This window comes from Marinomonas sargassi, assembly GCF_025716875.1.
GTDB classification, from domain to species: Bacteria; Pseudomonadota; Gammaproteobacteria; order Pseudomonadales; family Marinomonadaceae; genus Marinomonas; species Marinomonas sargassi.
Genome location: NZ_JAOVZB010000004.1, coordinates 229189 through 246696 on the forward strand (window position 1 = coordinate 229189; position 17508 = coordinate 246696).

Annotated in this window: 15 protein-coding genes; 10 read left to right on the forward strand and 5 right to left on the reverse strand. The window is 43.3% G+C overall.

Going from position 1 to position 17508, the window contains the following annotated elements; all coding sequences use genetic code 11:
• Window position 1: 1 nt before the first annotated feature.
• On the reverse strand, window positions 2–856 hold the full coding sequence (locus OFY17_RS10050) for a pirin family protein (RefSeq protein ID WP_263530600.1): 855 nt from the start codon (window positions 854–856) through the stop codon (window positions 2–4).
• Between the two features lie 9 nt (window positions 857–865).
• A complete protein-coding gene (locus tag OFY17_RS10055) occupies window positions 866–1441 on the reverse strand; it encodes an FMN-dependent NADH-azoreductase (protein WP_263530601.1) in 576 nt (191 codons plus the stop codon).
• A 104-nt stretch (window positions 1442–1545) separates the two neighbouring features.
• Between OFY17_RS10055 and OFY17_RS10060 the strand changes: the two genes are divergently transcribed.
• From OFY17_RS10060 to OFY17_RS10105, 10 genes are all read left to right on the forward strand, one after another.
• The gene (locus tag OFY17_RS10060) at window positions 1546–2424 is read left to right on the forward strand and encodes a LysR family transcriptional regulator (RefSeq protein ID WP_263530602.1); all 879 of its coding nucleotides are present in this window, start codon (window positions 1546–1548) and stop codon (window positions 2422–2424) included.
• Between the two features lie 202 nt (window positions 2425–2626).
• The gene (gene metG / locus OFY17_RS10065) at window positions 2627–4684 is read left to right on the forward strand and encodes a methionine--tRNA ligase (protein WP_263530742.1); all 2058 of its coding nucleotides are present in this window, start codon (window positions 2627–2629) and stop codon (window positions 4682–4684) included.
• Between the two features lie 271 nt (window positions 4685–4955).
• Window positions 4956–5537 carry an electron transport complex subunit RsxA gene (gene rsxA / locus OFY17_RS10070; RefSeq protein WP_263530603.1) on the forward strand — a complete coding sequence of 194 codons (582 nt, stop codon included), beginning with the start codon at window positions 4956–4958 and terminating at the stop codon, window positions 5535–5537.
• A gap of 12 nt (window positions 5538–5549) precedes the next feature.
• Window positions 5550–6158 carry an electron transport complex subunit RsxB gene (rsxB, locus tag OFY17_RS10075; protein WP_263530604.1) on the forward strand — a complete coding sequence of 203 codons (609 nt, stop codon included), beginning with the start codon at window positions 5550–5552 and terminating at the stop codon, window positions 6156–6158.
• On the forward strand, window positions 6158–9484 hold the full coding sequence (gene rsxC, locus OFY17_RS10080; protein ID WP_263530605.1) for an electron transport complex subunit RsxC: 3327 nt from the start codon (window positions 6158–6160) through the stop codon (window positions 9482–9484). The genes rsxB and rsxC overlap by 1 nt, the downstream gene beginning before the upstream one ends.
• Window positions 9485–10543, forward strand: a complete 1059-nt coding sequence (gene rsxD, locus OFY17_RS10085) for an electron transport complex subunit RsxD (protein ID WP_263530606.1) — start codon at window positions 9485–9487, stop codon at window positions 10541–10543.
• A complete protein-coding gene (gene rsxG / locus OFY17_RS10090) occupies window positions 10543–11160 on the forward strand; it encodes an electron transport complex subunit RsxG (protein WP_263530607.1) in 618 nt (205 codons plus the stop codon). Before rsxD ends, rsxG begins: the two co-directional genes overlap by 1 nt.
• Window positions 11161–11169: 9 nt before the next feature.
• Complete coding sequence (locus OFY17_RS10095; protein ID WP_263530608.1) at window positions 11170–11961, forward strand: electron transport complex subunit E; 792 nt, start codon at window positions 11170–11172, stop codon at window positions 11959–11961.
• A 23-nt stretch (window positions 11962–11984) separates the two neighbouring features.
• On the forward strand, window positions 11985–12620 hold the full coding sequence (nth, locus tag OFY17_RS10100) for an endonuclease III (RefSeq protein WP_263530609.1): 636 nt from the start codon (window positions 11985–11987) through the stop codon (window positions 12618–12620).
• A 235-nt stretch (window positions 12621–12855) separates the two neighbouring features.
• Entirely contained in the window at window positions 12856–15069 is a 2214-nt protein-coding gene (locus tag OFY17_RS10105) for a methyl-accepting chemotaxis protein (protein WP_263530610.1), read from the forward strand.
• Window positions 15070–15170: 101 nt separating this feature from the next.
• Here OFY17_RS10105 and OFY17_RS10110 read toward each other — a convergent pair whose 3' ends face one another.
• The 3 genes from OFY17_RS10110 to OFY17_RS10120 form a co-directional block, all read right to left on the reverse strand.
• Entirely contained in the window at window positions 15171–15413 is a 243-nt protein-coding gene (locus tag OFY17_RS10110) for an RNA recognition motif domain-containing protein (protein WP_263530611.1), read from the reverse strand.
• A 112-nt stretch (window positions 15414–15525) separates the two neighbouring features.
• On the reverse strand, window positions 15526–16470 hold the full coding sequence (locus OFY17_RS10115) for a nucleoside hydrolase (RefSeq protein WP_263530612.1): 945 nt from the start codon (window positions 16468–16470) through the stop codon (window positions 15526–15528).
• Window positions 16471–16472: 2 nt separating this feature from the next.
• Window positions 16473–17387: a ribokinase gene (locus OFY17_RS10120; protein WP_263530613.1), complete on the reverse strand. Its 915-nt coding sequence runs from the start codon at window positions 17385–17387 to the stop codon at window positions 16473–16475.
• Window positions 17388–17508 lie beyond the last annotated feature (121 nt).

Here is a 17508-nt window from a genome sequence, read left to right on the forward strand (position 1 = left end):
ATTAGTCAGTTAACACACCATTTTGATAATCACGCATGGCTTGACTAAGTTCTGCTTGAGTATTCATCACATAAGGGCCGTACTGGGCAATAGGCTCTTTAATAGGAAGACCCGCAAGCACAAACACTTTCGATTCTTTGTCAGATTTATTGCTAATTATAAGGTCGCCTTCTGTATTGAATCGAGTCAATGTGTTCTGCTGCACAACATCAGATGAACCAGAGTACGACACTTCCCCTTCATAAAGGTACGCCATCAAATTATGACCTTGTGCCACTGGGAACCTAATCTCCCCACCAGCCAACAAGCGAACATCCAAGAGTAAAATGTGCGTATCTTCCACAGATAAATACCCTTGAACAGCTTTACCATTAACTTCAGTGGAGCCAGCTACGGCTTTTATAGAGGCCGTTTCAAACTCATATTGCGCCATAGTGTCATGGGGAATATCTTGGTAATGGGCAGGCTGCATTTTCTTACTCGCTGGCAAGTTTAACCATAACTGGAAGCCCTGCATCTTGCCCGAGGTTTGCTTTGGCATCTCGGAGTGAATGACTCCTCGTCCAGCAACCATGTATTGCACATCGCCATCGTTTAATAGACCGACGTTACCCATGTGGTCGCGGTGTTCCATTTTCCCTTGCAGCATGTAGGTAATGGTTGAAAAGCCACGATGGGGGTGAGGAGGAAAGCCTCCTATGTAATCGTCCGCTCGATTCGACCCAAATTCATCCATCAATAGAAATGGATCAAATCGCTCTGGGGCGGCACCACCAAACACTCGTAATAGCTTTACCCCATCGCCATCAGAAGCAGACCTTGCATATACATGCTCTAATTGCTCTCTAGTTTTCATAACCGCCCCCTACACTGTTAACGCCATGATTTGCTGCTTGGCATTGGCAATGCTTTGTTGCTTAGATTCATCGCCCATGGCTAAGCCTTCAGCATAGATAAATTCGACATCCTTCAAGCCAATAAAACCTAGCATAGTTTTCAAGAACGAAGATTGAGTATCTGTCACTTGGTCTTTATGTTTACCACCAAAAGACAGTACCACGTACACCTTCTTATCACTTAACAAGCCCACAGGCCCTTCATCTGTGTATTGGAATGTGACGCCTGCACGGGCAATATGATCAAACCAAGACTTCAACTGGCTAGGAACCGAGAAGTTATACATGGGTGCCGCCAGCAGTAAATAATCCGCCGCTTTCACTTCTTCAATCAAGGTATCAGCCAGTTCCGCTTTCCCCTCACCAATAGAGGCCATTGTGTTACCATCAAAATGCGGCAAGCTGCCATCCATCACATTTCGGGTAACCAATTCAGGTTCAGGCAAAAGTGAGCTCAAGTGATCCTGAAGCACTTTTAATAGTTCCGTTGATACACCCTGCTGGCCAAACAAACTCGCTTCAATCGTTAAAATATTCTGTGACATTAATCTTCTCCTAATGATTATTTAATTGCATAAACAGAGTTTAAAAGATAAATTTCGATTGAATGTCGCATTTTTCACTCACTATAGATCGAAATTTTAGATATATGATTCCCAAAATAACATTAGAACAATGGGCAACTTTTAAAGCTGTGGTGGATGAAGGGTCTTTTGCTAAAGCCGCAGAGCAACTTAACAAGAGTCAGTCCACCGTCAGTTATAGTCTTTCAAAAATGGAGCAGAGACTTCCCTCTCCAATTTTCAACCACTCTGGAAGAAAAGCTGAACTGACGGAATTTGGTGAATCCATGTACCGTCACGCCTCCACATTACTCGCGCAGGCCTTGCAACTGGACCAAGCTGCACAATACCTTGCTAGCGGCTGGCAAGATGAAGTTACTATCGCGGTAGATGCATTGGCTTCTATGGAAGATGTGTTTAAAGCACTGCAATTATTCTCCACGAAACACCCTGACACTCGAATCCGTATTCTAGAAACAACCCTATCAGGAACAATCGAAGCTCTGATTCAAAGGGACGCCGATATTGTTATTACCCCCCACGTACCACCCGGCTTTTTCTCAGAAAACTACCGAACTATCACCCGTACATTAGTGGTCGCCCCTAGCCACCCACTTGCAAAGGCCTCCTATTTAAATGAAGACTTGCTTAAAACTCACCGACAGATTGTTGTGCGGGACAGTGGTGCTAAGCGCAATCAAGACGCGGGCTGGTTAGATGCCAAACAGCGCTGGACAGTGTCCCACCTTTCTAGCAGCGTTTTAGCGGTTAAATCAGGGTTAGGCTTTGGTTTTATCCCAAAAGACAAAATCAGAACAGAACTTGAAAATGGTGAGCTAGTAGAGCTCGATTTAGAGTATGGCAGCAAAAAGGATGTACCTATTTATCTGGTTGCAAGCGCCCAAAGTCATGCGGGTATCGCGACCAAAACCGTCCTAGAATACTTACAAGGTAAGCGAACATAAGACGGATTAATGAAACGATCAAAAGACGTATTAATGAATCGCACAAAGAAAAGCCAGCCTAGCCCTTGCACACAGCTAGCTGAGACTTATAATTACGCCTTCATTAATTAGCACTCCCTATTTCAATTGCTCAATACACAAGGGCAATACAGGAATGCGGATAATTATTCGACCTTATTTAAACCCAACAGGCTTATCAAAAATGGCACAAACGCAACGCAAAATATTAGTCACCAGCGCCCTTCCTTATGCTAATGGTTCTATCCATTTAGGGCACATGCTGGAACACATTCAAACTGACATTTGGGTGCGTTTTCAGAAAATGCGTGGCCACTTGTGTACTGCGGTTTGTGCGGATGATGCCCATGGCACAGCCATCATGATCAAGGCTGAGCAAAATGGCATTACGTCGGAAGAGCTTATCGAAGGTGTTCGCCAAGAGCACATGTCAGACTTTAATGACTTCTTAATTGGTTATGACAATTACCATTCTACGCATTCTGAAGAGAACCGTGAGATTTCCTCTAGCATTTACAAAGCATTGCGTGACAACGGTAAGATATCCGTTCGCTCTATTGTCCAAGCCTACGACCCTGAAAAGGAAATGTTCCTTGCTGACCGTTTTGTAAAAGGCACTTGTCCTAAGTGTAAAGCGGAAGATCAGTATGGCGATAACTGTGAAGTCTGTTCTGCGACTTACACGCCAATGGAAATGATCGACCCTCGTTCTGTTTACTCTGGCGCGACACCGATTGAAAAAGAGTCTGAGCATTACTTTTTTAAACTGCCTGATTTCCAAGAGTTTCTAGCCGAGTGGACACGCAGCGGTACATTACAAGACCAAGTCGCCAACAAGCTTGCTGAGTGGCTAGATTCTGGTTTACAAGAATGGGATATCAGCCGTGATGCACCTTACTTTGGTTTTGAAATCCCAGATGCTCCGGGTAAATATTTCTACGTTTGGCTAGATGCCCCTATTGGCTACATGGCCAGCTTCCAAAACTTATGTGAACGCACGGAAGGCTTAAACTTTGATGATTACTGGGCGAAGGATTCTGATGCTGAGCTTTACCACTTCATAGGTAAAGACATCATTAATTTCCATGCTCTATTCTGGCCAGCCATGCTTGATTGCGCAGGCTACCGCACACCAACCAAAGTTAATGCCCATGGTTATGTGACGGTAGACGGCAAGAAAATGTCTAAGTCTCGCGGTACGTTCATTAAAGCCCGCACTTACTTGAACCATTTAGACCCACAGTATTTACGCTACTACTTTGCAGCGAAGCTAAATGCCAGTGTGGATGACATTGACCTTAACTTAGAAGACTTTATCCAGCGCGTGAACTCAGATGTGGTTGGTAAGGTAGTCAATATTGCCAGCCGTACTGCCAGCTTCATTACGAAGAAGTTTGATGGCCAACTTGCGGCACAAGCCAGTGAAGCAGAGATGATTCAGTCTTTCATTGATGCTGGTGACCTTATTGCCGAGCATTTTGAGAACCGTGAATACGGCAAAGCGGTACGTGAAATTATGCGTTTGGCGGATGTGGCGAACACCTACATTGCGGATCAAGCACCTTGGGTATTAGCAAAAGACGAAGCAACTTTACCGAAAGTACAAGAAGTTTGCTCTGTCGCTCTAAACCTATTCAGCATTCTAGCCACTTACTTAAAACCTGTTATGCCAAACATGGTGGCGGATGCAGAAGCTTTCCTAAATAAAGAACTAACTTGGGAAAACCGTAGTGAACTTTTATTTGGCACGGCCATCAATAAGTTTAAACCGCTAATGGGCCGTATCGATCAGAAGCAAATTGATGCCATGATCGAAGAAGGTAAGCAAGAAGCGGAATTAGAAGCACAAGCAAGCGCTGGCAATACGGTAAAAGAAGAAGCGGTAGAAACAGAGTTAAGCAAAGAGCCCATTGCAGATGAAATCAGCTTTGATGACTTTGCTAAAGTTGACCTTCGTGTGGCATTAATCGCAAAAGCCGAGCATGTTGAAAAAGCCAACAAGCTTCTTAAACTGACACTCGACCTTGGTGGTGAAACTCGAACTGTGTTCTCTGGTATCAAGTCTGCTTATAAGCCAGAAGACTTGGAAGGTAAGCTGACGGTTCTTGTGGCCAACTTAGCACCTCGAAAAATGAAGTTCGGTTTATCGGAAGGCATGGTATTAGCAGCAGGCCCCGGTGGTGAAGAGATTTACCTACTAGAACCCCATGACGGTGCTAAACCCGGTCAACGCATTATGTAACTTACGCACTTTTTGTAAGCTAGTCTGTATATTAAATAAGGGCTTTTGGTTTTCTCCATAAGCCCTTATTGATATAGACAATAGTAACTAAACCAATTAAAAATCATTCTCATATAACTTTTACCTATTATCTATATACTTAATTGGACTAGTTTTACATCAGTTTTAGCTTTGTTAGTTATAAGCAGATTGGTATAGTGTCGCCATTAGAGGTGCACCTCCACTCTGCATCGTATTTTTCCGTAATAAACACTTATTTTTGGGACGTGAGATGACTGAATATCTCTTGATACTGGTCAGTACCATACTGGTTAACAATTTTGTTCTGGTTCAATTTTTGGGCCTTTGCCCTTTCATGGGGGTTTCTGGCAAGCTAGAAACCTCTATTGGTATGGCCATGGCAACGACCTTTGTACTGACTCTATCAAGCCTATGCAGTTACCTTACGTTTACCTATATTCTCCAGCCTTTTGGCCTTGAATACTTACAGACAATCTCCTTTATTCTGGTGATTGCTGTGGTAGTGCAGTTCACCGAAATGGTAGTGCGAAAAACCAGCCCTCTACTTTATAGAGTACTAGGTGTGTTCTTACCGCTTATCACGTCCAATTGTGCTGTATTGGGTGTGGCGTTACAAAATATCAGCAAGCAAAATGCCTTTGTTGAATCTATCTTATATGGCTTCGGCGCGGCCGTTGGTTTCTCTTTCGTACTGGTGCTTTTTGCTGCTATGCGCGAACGCATTAACGTTGCCGATGTTCCCGTTGTCTTCAAAGGCTCGGCCATTGGTATGATCACTGCTGGCCTTATGGCGCTTGCCTTCATGGGCTTCAGCGCCCTTGTGCAGATTTAAAGGGCTAATACTATGTTTACGATTCTATTAGCCATTGCCGTCCTCGTTATTCTCGCCTTAATTTTTGGTGCGATTTTAGGTTATGCCAACGTGCGCTTTCATGTTGAAGGCGACCCTATCGTTGATCAGATCGATGCCCTACTTCCACAAACCCAATGTGGTCAATGTGGCCACCCAGGTTGTCGCCCTTATGCTGAAGCGATTGCTAACGGTGAAGCTATCAACCATTGCCCACCGGGTGGACAAGCAACTATCCAAGCGTTAGCCGATTTACTAGACGTTGAAGCCATCCCTCTCGATGGTGATCACGGTGAAGAAACTGCCACCCGTGTTGCTGTTATCCGAGAAGACGAGTGCATTGGTTGTACCAAGTGTATTCAAGCTTGCCCTGTTGACGCCATTTTGGGTGCAGCAAAGCAAATGCACACGGTAATTTCGGATGAATGTACTGGTTGTGACTTATGTGTTGAGCCTTGCCCTGTAGATTGTATTGATATGGTAGAAGTTGGCGTGACGACAAAAACTTGGTCTTGGGAAAAACCTCAAGGCATTACTAATAGTTCATTAAACATTATTGCTACTGACCGTACTTCTGAGCCTAGTTCGGAGGTGTTGCACTAATGGAAGCCGTTAATATCTTTTCTTTTCATGGCGGCATCCACCCACCAGAAAACAAAGCGCAATCCTTACAACTGCCATTAGGACGCCCTCGTCTTCCTAAAGAGCTGATTTTGCCTTTAGGTCAACACATTGGCCAAGCTTCTCGCCCTTTGGTCAAAGCTGGCGATAAAGTACTAAAAGGCGAAAGCATAGCGGTAAACAATGGCTTTCTAAGCAGTTACCTACACGCCCCCACGTCTGGCATAGTAACCAGCATTGAAAGTCGTCCAATTGCTCACCCTTCTGGGCTAAGCGATATCTGTATCATCATTGAGCCAGACAACAAAGAAGAGTGGATTCCTCTTTCGCCTCTCAATAATTGGCAAGAAGAAGCACCAACCGACGTATTAGCTTATCTTTCCAAGATGGGTATTGTGGGTATGGGTGGTGCAGGCTTCCCTACCCAAGTTAAGTTACAAGGTGCGCAAAAAAACATCCTAAAACATTTCATCATTAATGCCGCAGAATGTGAGCCTTACATTACTGCCGATGACATGTTGATCCGTGAAAAAACACTGGAGCTTATTCTCGGTATTGAGGCACTTCAGCACTTAGTACAAGCAGAACAAGTCATTATTGGTATTGAAGACAACAAGCCAACGGCTATTGCTAAACTAAACGAGCTATTAAGCGAACGGGGCAGCGAAATTCAAGTGGCGGTTGTTCCGACTAAATACCCTTCTGGCGGTGAGAAGCAGCTTATTCAGCTGATTACAGGCCAAGAAGTACCGAGTGGTCAATTTCCTGCAGACATTGGGGTTTTATGTCAAAACGTTGGTACCTGTGTGGCCGTTCACAATGCTATTTATCTAGGTCAGCCACTTATCTCTCGTTTCACTACTTTGACAGGGGATGCCTTAAAGGCGCCTCAAAACGTTGAAGTACTGCTAGGCACACCGGTTGACCACCTTTTAGATTACGCAGAAGCAAACAACAAGAAGCTACACAGATTGGTTATGGGCGGCCCTATGATGGGCTTTACACTCGATTCCACCGCTGTGCCTGTGGTAAAAACCAGCAACTGTATTCTCGCTGCGACTAAAAAAGAGTTGCCAGAGCCTGACCCAGAACAAGCCTGCATACGCTGCGGCATGTGTGAGCAAGCCTGCCCTGCGAGCTTATTACCACAACAACTTTTGTGGTTCAGTAAGAGCCAAGAGCTTGAAAAAGCTGAGCACCACAACCTGTTTGATTGCATCGAGTGTGGTGCTTGTTCCTATGTATGCCCAAGTAGCATTCCATTAGTGCAGTACTACCGCCACACTAAGAGCAGTATCCGTGAAGCTCGTGAAGCGGCTGTCAAATCAGACCTAGCGAAGCAACGCTTTGAAGCCAGAAAAGCGCGTCAAGAAGCTGAAATCGCCGAGAAAGAAGCAAAACGTCTTGCTCGTAAGGCTCCGGCACCAGCAAAAGCCGCAGACACTACTAAAGCCGCATCAAAAGCCGCTTCTGCTAGTGCAGCCCCTGCCGCCAATGCTGAGGCTAAGAAGCTAAAAGTGGATGTTGCCATTGCGAAAACTAAACTGAAAAAACTGCAAAAGCAGTTGCTTGAAGCGCAAGAAAATGAGCATATTGAAGACATTCAGGCTTTACAGCTGCAAGTCACCGAGCAAGAGCAGCAAGTTAAGCAACTTGATGAGCAATTAGCGAAAGTTACGGCTGCACAAGCACCAGCAGCAAGCGCTTCAACAGCTCAAAGTAATCCAGCGGTCAGCGCAGAGTTGAAGAAAGCCAAAGTTGACCTTGCCCTTGCGGGTGTCAAACTGAAAAAACTGCAGAAGCAACTTGTAGAGTCCCCTGACGACACAGAGTTAAAAGATAAAATCAGCAGCCTTGAAAAAGAGTTGAGTGCAGCACAAGCTCTGGTTGATAAATTATCTGCCGCTCCTGCATCTAACGCTCAAGAGCCTGCAGCAAAAGCGCCTGTCAGTGCAGAACTGAAAAAAGCCAAAGTCGATGTGGCTATGATAGACGTGAAGCTGAAGAAGCTACAAAAGCAATCGACAGAATCCCCTGATGATCAGGCATTAAAAGATCAAATATCAGGCCTAGAAAAAGACTTATCCGCAGCGCAAGCTTTGGTTGAGAAGTTATCTGCGCCCGCGCCCGAAGCTAAAGCGCCAGCAGCAAAAACACCTGTCAGTGCTGAGCTGAAAAAAGCCAAAGTCGATGTAGCTATGATAGGCGTCAAACTGAAAAAGCTGCAGAAGCAACTCGCCGAGTCTCCCGACGATCAGGCAGTTCAAGATCAGATAGCCAATTTAGAGAAAGACCTAACAGCAGCACAAGCTCTGGTTGAGAAGTTATCTGCGCCAACGCCTGAACCTAAAGAGTCAGCACCGGCTGCCAATGCACCATCAGCTGCAGATTTGAAAAAGGCCAAAGTCAGTGCCGCTATGGCTGGGGTGAAGTTAAAGAAACTTCAGAAACAGCTAACAGAAACACCTGACGATCAAGGGTTAAAAGAGCAAATTGGCAAACTAGAAAATGAGCTCAAAGACGCTCAAGAACTGGTTGAGAAACTATCTGCCCCAGCAGTTCAAACATCGACTACTCAAGCCACTGCTCCGTTAGCAGCCAATGTCGGTGATCTAAAGAAATTAAAAATAGATGCTGCCATGGCCAAGGCAACTGTGAAGAAAGTTGAAAAGGCACTGAAGAAAGCGGAAGAAATAAAAGCACCTGAAATAGACATTCTTCGCCAGCAATTGGTTGAAGCTCAAAAACGTGCCGATGACCTTGAAAAAGCATTAGCTAACCCAGCTGAGGTTAAAGCAGAAGTTGCTGCGCCTGCAGCACCCTCCAACGCTAATGAAGATAAAAAACGAAAAATTGATCTCGCTATTGCCAAAGCCAGCATCAAGAAAGCAGAAAAGAATATAGAGCTATTGAAAGAACAAGGTAAATCAGAAGAAGAGATAAATTCTTCTGAATGGCCTAAGAAACTCGAAGAAGCGCAACAAAAATTAGATGCTCTTACTTCTGATGAAATGCCAGAGAGTGTTCAAACTGCAACACAGAGTGAAACCAAAGAGCAGGATAAGTCGCCTTCAGATCTTAGCGCCCTATCGCTTGAAGAGCTTGCGGATAAGATAAAGAAACAAAAAATCGCTGCGGCAATGGCAAAAGCTCAGATCAATAAGCTCAACAAACAATTGGCAAACGAACCTGAGTCAGCGTCTAGCATTCAACAAGACATTGACGCAGCAAGACAAAAACAAGCCGACGCAGAAGCGCTACTAACTCAGCTTACTGACGCGCAAGCTAAAGCAAAAGAGAGTCAATAAATGGGATTATTGAGAATTTCATCACCCCACACCCAACGCGGAGGCCGACGCACCTCTTGGGTAATGCAAATGGTCATTCTCGCCACTGTGCCGGGTATTATTGCCCAAACTTGGCTATTTGGCTGGGGAGTATTAATTAACTTAGCCATTGCAGGCTTAACAGCCCTTGCTTGTGAAGCGGCTATTTTATCTATACGCCGTCGTGCGGTTGCCTTTTTCCTTAAAGACTACAGCGCCCTATTAACAGCGGTTTTATTGGCTATTGCCTTACCCCCTAGTGTGCCTTGGTGGGTAACCGTGACAGCGGTTGGTGTGGGCATCATTTTTGGTAAACAACTCTATGGCGGTTTGGGCAATAACCCATTTAACCCAGCCATGGTCGGCTATGCAATGGCGCTCGTTTCTTTCCCTGTACCTATGACCCAATGGTTAGGTGCTGGTTCTTTAGTAGCAGCCAATGAAATCCTTTCGTTTTCACAAAGCATAGACGCCATTTTTTCTGGTTTGCCTGCTATTGATAGCTACACCATGGCAACGCCTCTGGATGGTTTCAAACATAAAGACACATTAGATAGCCAAGCGGCTTTTGCGAGCATTCCTGCCCTACAGGCTGCCAGCATCAACAGCTGGTTGTGGGTGAACCTTGCCTATCTAGCAGGTGGCATCGGCCTCCTTTGGTTGCGTATCATCACTTGGCACACGCCTGTTGCCCTATTAGCCACTTTATTTGCACTAGCGGGTGTTTTTCATCTATTCGATATGAACCACGCTGCAACACCTTGGTTTCACCTCACCACGGGTGCCGCTATGTTTGGTGCTTTCTTTATTGCTACTGACCCTGTGTCTTCTTGCACCAGTAACAAGGGCAAGTTGATTTATGGCGCTGGCATCGGATTGTTGATCTACATAATACGTACTTGGGGTGGTTACCCTGATGGTGTGGCGTTTGGTGTGTTGTTAATGAACTTCTCAGCACCATTGATTGATTACTACACCCAACCTAGAACTTATGGCCATAAGAAAGCCAAAACTGGCCTTAAAATAGGGGAGGATAACTAATGGAAATATTAGCCTCTATACGCCGTAACAGCTTGGGTTTAGGTCTATTTGCTGTGATGACAGCTGGCCTTATTGCAGTGACTCAACAATTTACCAAGACGACTATTCAAAATAATATATTGAATGCTCAGGTGGCGGCTTTTAATGAAATTCTACCGTCTAATTTGTACGACAATGATTTAACAATAGATACCGCTCTGCTAGCAGCAGACCCATTACTAGGTGGCGATAGCGGTACTAAAATCCACATTGCCCGTAAAAACAATGAAGTGACTGGGATTATTTTTGCCACAACAGCACCCGGTGGTTACAACGGTAATTTGGACCTTTTGGTGGCTATCGATAAAAATGGCGTAGTCACAGGTAGCCGAGTGATCAGCCATAAAGAAACACCCGGGCTTGGAGATAAAGTGGATCTACAAAAGTCCCCATGGATACTAAGCTTCACCAATAAGTCTTTAGACAACCCAAAATTAGTAGGTTGGGAAGTAAAAAAGAATGGCGGCGACTTTGATCAATTTACTGGTGCAACCATTACACCAAGAGCCGTCGTACTGGCAGTAAAAAACACTCTTATCTATTTTGAAGAAAACAAAACGTCGCTGTTAGCGCGTTAGGATATTTTCATGAAAGCGAGCGCTGAAATGGCAACTAACGATACTCTTGCTGAAGGCACAGCTAACGAAGCAGCCGAAGAAGCCGAAGAAGCCAAAATAACCACCAATTATGCCGAGATCATTTATAACGGCATTTGGAAGAACAACCCCGCCTTAGTACAACTACTTGGCTTATGTCCTATGCTTGCGGTTACCAGCACGGTAGTTAACTCTTTAGGTTTGGGACTTGCCACACTTATCGTATTGGTTGGCTCAAACATCGCCGTATCCTTGATTCGTAACTATGTCGCAGACGCAGTACGACTACCTGCTTTTGTGATGATCATCGCCTCTTTTACCACTTGTATTGAATTGATCATGCAAGCTTATACCTACGAGCTGTATCAGATTCTCGGGATTTTCATTCCTCTTATCGTAACTAACTGTGCGATTCTTGGTCGCGCTGATGCATTTGCTAGCCGTAACCCTGTCCTACCGTCCGCTATCGATGGTTTCATGATGGGCATAGGCTTTGGCATTATTCTCGTTGCATTGGGTGCTATGCGTGAGCTCATTGGTCAAGGTACCCTATTTGCTGACATGCACTTACTGTTTGGTGAAGCCGCTGTGAATTGGAAATGGGTGGTTTTTGAAGACTATCCTAATGTACTTTTTGCTATTCTTCCTCCCGGTGCTTTTATCGGCTTAGGTTTGATCATTGCCTTTAAAAATTACTTAGATGAACAAGAGAAAAAGCGCATCGCGGCAGAAAAGGCGAAAGCAGGCCCAAGTGAGTCTAAACGTGTTCGAGTCACCAGCTAGGTCGATATAAAAAGGCAAAGAGTGTGAATAAACAAAAACGTCATGAAATCTTTTCTCGGTTACGAGCAGAAAACCCAAACCCTGTTACCGAATTAGAATACAGCTCACCATTTGAGCTGTTAATTGCTGTTTTGTTTTCAGCTCAAGCAACCGACGTGAGTGTTAACAAGGCCACACGTAAACTCTTCCCTGTCGCCAATACTCCTAAAAGCATGCTCGAACTGGGCGTTGATGGTTTAAAAGGCTATATTAAAACCATTGGCCTATTTAACGCCAAAGCAGAAAATGCCATTAAGACATGCAAAATTCTAATTGAGAAGCACAATAGTGTCGTTCCTGAAACCCGTGAAGAGCTAGAAGCCCTTCCCGGTGTTGGCCGTAAAACAGCCAATGTTGTCCTTAATACTGCATTTCGACAAGTGGCTATGGCGGTTGATACGCATATTTTCCGCTTTGGTAATCGCACAAAAGTAGCGCCAGGAAAAAACGTTTTAGAAGTGGAAATGAAGCTGCTTAAGTTCGTCCCAAAAGAGTTTCTATTAGATGCTCACCACTGGATGATACTCCATGGCCGTTACATCTGCGTCGCTCGCAAGCCAAAATGCAACGCTTGCATCATCGAAGACCTTTGTGAATACAAAGAGAAGACCTCTGATTAAGACCTTAAAGTTATAAAATCTTTTTATAACAAAGCCTTAGACTAGAGTTAATTTCACCTAATCACCTGTAAAAAAAGCTCCCATACCCACTATGAAACTCAGTTTATTAATGTAAACCTTAGTTTCATACTGTTGCCAAAATGTAAAAAAACTGCCAATAATAGCTTTGTATATATCATGCTCCACTGCAAGGACCAGACCTTATTCAAGGTTAATAATTAGGGATAGCACTTTTATGTCAATTAAGAATAAACTTTTACTTAACCCCGTCTTTATTATCTTCATCCTATGTTTCTTCAGCGGTTTGATGCTTTATGCAGAAAAGCATATACAGATTTTGAATAAGGTTGCACTTTTATCGGAGGAGCTGAACACTCACCTAATGGAGCTTAAAGTCCATGAGTATGGCTTTTTATATAAGAACGATAGAGCGCATTTAACGCAATATGAGGCTATTGAGCAGAAAGCTGAAGATAAAAAAGTCGAGCTGATTAAAGCATTTTACGCCATAGACTTTGAAGCAAAGAGCATTTTGTCTTTAAAAGACAAGTTGGCAACACACAAAGATGCCTTTCATGAACTTATTACGCTTAAAAATGCATATGGTCTTAGTATTGCGGAAGGGCTAGTCCATTCATTGGAAAAAAGCGCAACGGCAGTAAAAGAACAACTAGCAAAAAAACAAGACAATGACTTGCTTTACAGCTTCACAAAATTAGAGTCTTTAGAAAAGAATTACCTCTTGTCTAAAAGTGATCGCTTAATTAACGAAATCACAAGTCATATCACTCAATTTGAGCAGGCACTCAAAAGCCTAAAGCAGCAAGACTCAGCACTAGTAACCTTGTTCGCAAACTACAAATCATTGATGAACAATGTGATCGATGCTGATAAAGAGATCGCCACTAAGTTTAAACAAATTTCTACCCTTGAGGACTCAATGAGTAGAGATGCTTTGAATTTAGCTAGCGAGATTAAATCGAATATAAGTGAATTTGAAAACAGTCTGTTCACCTCACTCTTCATATTCTTCATTGCCTTTTTTATCATTTCCCTTTTATTCTCTTTCACACTCAACAGAAGTATTATCACTCCCCTTACCAAACTAAAAAACTCCCTTAAGAGTATTGAAAAATTTGATTTCACTCAGGGCATTGATATCCCAGAAAAGAAACGTGATGAATTGATAGACATCAGTATGATTATCAATGCAACTATCAAGCGTTTTAATAAGGTTTTGTGTGAAATTGAACGCACAGGGTTTCATATTAAGCAGTCATCCCATCAAATATCTCTGTTTTCTAAAGAGGTACAAGCTATTAGTGAGCAACAAAGTCAGTACTCTACTGATGTAGCGGAAGTTACCAAGCTGCTTCATAGCAATGCTTCAAGCACCTTAGACCATGCCACTGGCACAAAAGAAAAATCCCAAAATACATTATCTAAAGCAGAAGAAGGACACATGTACTCATTAAAGAGTATTGATAAGTCCAATACCATTTCCACTATCCTGCTAGATAGCACCAAGGATATGAAGGAATTAGAATCTTCCACAGAGCAAATTAATGGCATTCTCGATACTATTAGCCTTATTGCCGAACAAACCAACCTGCTTGCTCTCAATGCTGCTATAGAAGCCGCTCGCGCTGGAGAAACAGGTAGGGGATTTGCCGTTGTAGCAGATGAAGTCAGAAGTCTTGCAACACGTACCGAAAGCTCAGCAGATGAAGTGAAGCACATCATCAACAAACTAGTAGAAAAGGTTGATAACGTTTCCGCTGGCATGACGCGACTTGAACAAGAAGTATCGGAAAACCAAGCTCTCACCAATAAAACCAGTGAGCTATTTGCACAAGTTGAGTCAGACGCCAAAGACACGGACCGTTTAAATGGCTTGATCATGTCAGAAAGTAACAACCAGCTTGAAAAATGTAATGAGCAAGAGAACAAACTTGACGTTCTTTTCAATGCAATCAAAGGCAGTAATACCAAGTTGTCTAATACATCCAATATTAGTGACTCCCTATTGAGCCTCACTGCGTCCCTTGATAGTTCAATGCAGGACTTTAATTTCATTAGAGACGACAATAACAATGATTACACGGGCCATGAAAAAAGAAATGCTAAACGCTACACAGGCAATTTGATCACAACGATTGACTATAATGGCTTATCTGCAGAAGGTTTAACGAAAGACATTAGCGAAACAGGATTAAAAGTAGTATTAACAAGCCCTCTAGAAGCTAATACTTTGTGCGATGTTACTTTAAGAACACCCACATCAAACCATATAAACAACCTGCCGGAAGCCTTTTCAGTCAAAGCAAGAGTTGTTTCTTGCAGTCAAATTGAAGGGGATAAAAACTATATTCATTTTGAGTTTAGTAGCCTTGATAGCCAAAGCAAAAGCCTTCTCAAAAAATGTGTCGAGATTTTTAAAAGCGTATAAAGCTTAACGGCAATTCAAACTAAAAGGCATACAACTCAGTTGTATGCCTTTTAGTTTTAAATCGCTACGGGATAGCTTTAGCCTAAACAAGCTATTGCCTTCTATTTAGGCTCTGCTTTCTTCACTCGAATCTTACTACCATCTACATCTTTACCATTAAGGTTTTTAATGGCTACCTTCGCCTCACCGATTTTTGGCATTTCAACAAAACCAAAGCCCTTTGACTCGCCTGTGGCTTCATCTAGGACCAAGGAACAAGACTGCAGACTGCCAAATTCAGCAAATAATGCCTTTAGCTCTTCTTCTGTTGTGTTTCTAGCAAGGTTTCTAACTAATAGTTTCATTTATTTTTTCTCAAGATAAGGTTGCTCAACTCATTCAGAGCAATAAAAAAGGCATGAGAACATGGTCTCATGCCTTTTACTAGTGACTTTTATAAAAAGCTTATTTTACTGGCTATTTAGATAGCGTCTCTTCAAATAAAGAAAGTAGCTTTTCACTGTCCACTTCCATACAAACTTGGGTCATTGGCACATCGTTCCAGTAAGGCTCAGGGAATGACATTTCCTGTGGCGCAAAAATGGTTTGACCAATACCAATACCTTCACAAGCCACTCGCACAGCACCTAGCTCAATGCCAAACAAACTTGGATCCATCACATAGGCAATGGTTGAGGCATCATGGAAGTAACAGCCACTCATATCAAATCGGCTACTGTAAAAATCGATATAGAATTGGGCACAGTCAAATAAGAAGCCCCCTTCTGTTGGGTTAACTTTTTTAATGCGCTCCAAGATAGCATTGTCGAGCAAGACTTGGTGTGTCACATCCAAACCTATCATGGTCACTTGCCAAGGGGCGGTAAACACCTTATCCGCAGCATGGGGATCATTCATGATGTTTGCTTCAGCGACTGGAGAGACATTACCGTACTCTATGGCTGTACCACCCATTAAGACAACTTCGTCTACAAGATCAGCCACTTCAGGATCGATCTCTAATGCTTTCGCCAAGTTACCTAGAGGCCCCAAAGCGACAATGGTTACTTCACCTGGGTTCTCGCGTACGGTATCGACAATAAACTGCGCAGCACTTTTATCTATTGCTTTACCCTTTGGGGCTGGCCAATTAATGTTGCCAAAGCCATCTTCACCATGAACAAAATCAGGAAATGGGCGTGGTTTGATTTGAGAAGGCACTGAGACCCCCATAGCAACAGGCACGTCAACTTTCGCGATCTCTGTTAAGGTCACAGCATTACGTGTTGAAACTTCAACAGGCACATTACCATAGGTCGTTGTTAAGCCCAGCACTTCTATTTCCGGCGCTTGGAAAGCAAAAAAGATGGCCATAGCATCATCTATACCCGGATCTGTATCTATAATAATTTTACGCGTCATTGTTAGACTTCCTCGGTCTTATCATTCTTATGGGCTATCAGGAATTCAGAGACTTCATCCAAACTCGGAATAGACGACATTGCACCAATACGTGTAACACAAATAGCTGAAGCAGCGCAGCCAAACTGCATAGCTTCTGATATCTCTTTTCCAGACAACAAAGCAGATAAAGTGAAACCTATAAAGGTATCCCCAGCTGCCGTCGTATCTAATGCCGACACCTTAAAGGCTTTAACTTTCAAGCTTCCCTTACCATCAAAGTAAAGTACACCATCACTTCCCAATGTCATTAATACTGCTAAATCTGGGTACATTTCTGGCAAAGCTTGTGCTGCGGCATCAATAGTTTCAACACCTGCTAAGTCCATTGCCTCTATCTCGTTAACAATTAATAAGCTAACAAAAGGTAGAACCGACTTAGTCAGAGCCACATCCATTGGTGCTGGGTTAAACGCAACTTTAACGCCTCTAGAATGAGCAGCTTGAATAATATAGTCAACTTCGTTGGTTTCATTTTGCAATAAAGCCCAATCGTCCGTTGTAGCCTTATTTAAAACACTATTTACTCTCTCTCTGCTCAGGTAATGATTTGCTCCTGGGAAAAGAATGATAGAGTTCTCTGCCTCTTTCGTTAGCTGGATAATCGCATGGCCTGTTGGCACATCAAGTTGCTCGACTAGACTCACATCGACACCTTGTGACTCAAGCTCAGCTAATATGATTTTATCACTGCTATGGATAGCACCAACATGTTTAATACTTGCGCCTGCTTTCGCTAACGCAGCAGATTGATTGGCTCCCTTGCCACCTAATAAACATTGATATTCATTCGAAGCCATAGTTTCACCTGGGCGAACAAAGTGATCAAGCTGATAAAGGTGATCTAAATTTATTGAACCAAAATTGTAAATGGTCATAAAAACTATTCCTAACTATTTAGGGCGATAAGCACAGCCATCAATCTTATATCAAGGGCCATAATTGACCAAGTAGTCAAAAACAAAAAACGCCCCAATTCTTTAGAATGGGGCGCTTTTT

Coding starts and splice junctions, on each gene's coding strand:
- OFY17_RS10095 (WP_263530608.1), top strand. CDS start 11,170: ATGAAAGCGAGCGCTGAAATGGCAACTAACGATACTCTTGCTGAAGGC.
- OFY17_RS10115 (WP_263530612.1), bottom strand. CDS start 16,470: ATGACGCGTAAAATTATTATAGATACAGATCCGGGTATAGATGATGCT.
- rsxG (WP_263530607.1), top strand. CDS start 10,543: ATGGAAATATTAGCCTCTATACGCCGTAACAGCTTGGGTTTAGGTCTA.
- OFY17_RS10110 (WP_263530611.1), bottom strand. CDS start 15,413: ATGAAACTATTAGTTAGAAACCTTGCTAGAAACACAACAGAAGAAGAG.
- OFY17_RS10055 (WP_263530601.1), bottom strand. CDS start 1,441: ATGTCACAGAATATTTTAACGATTGAAGCGAGTTTGTTTGGCCAGCAG.
- OFY17_RS10050 (WP_263530600.1), bottom strand. CDS start 856: ATGAAAACTAGAGAGCAATTAGAGCATGTATATGCAAGGTCTGCTTCT.
- rsxC (WP_263530605.1), top strand. CDS start 6,158: ATGGAAGCCGTTAATATCTTTTCTTTTCATGGCGGCATCCACCCACCA.
- rsxA (WP_263530603.1), top strand. CDS start 4,956: ATGACTGAATATCTCTTGATACTGGTCAGTACCATACTGGTTAACAAT.
- OFY17_RS10105 (WP_263530610.1), top strand. CDS start 12,856: ATGTCAATTAAGAATAAACTTTTACTTAACCCCGTCTTTATTATCTTC.
- rsxD (WP_263530606.1), top strand. CDS start 9,485: ATGGGATTATTGAGAATTTCATCACCCCACACCCAACGCGGAGGCCGA.
- OFY17_RS10060 (WP_263530602.1), top strand. CDS start 1,546: ATGATTCCCAAAATAACATTAGAACAATGGGCAACTTTTAAAGCTGTG.
- rsxB (WP_263530604.1), top strand. CDS start 5,550: ATGTTTACGATTCTATTAGCCATTGCCGTCCTCGTTATTCTCGCCTTA.
- metG (WP_263530742.1), top strand. CDS start 2,627: ATGGCACAAACGCAACGCAAAATATTAGTCACCAGCGCCCTTCCTTAT.
- OFY17_RS10120 (WP_263530613.1), bottom strand. CDS start 17,387: ATGACCATTTACAATTTTGGTTCAATAAATTTAGATCACCTTTATCAG.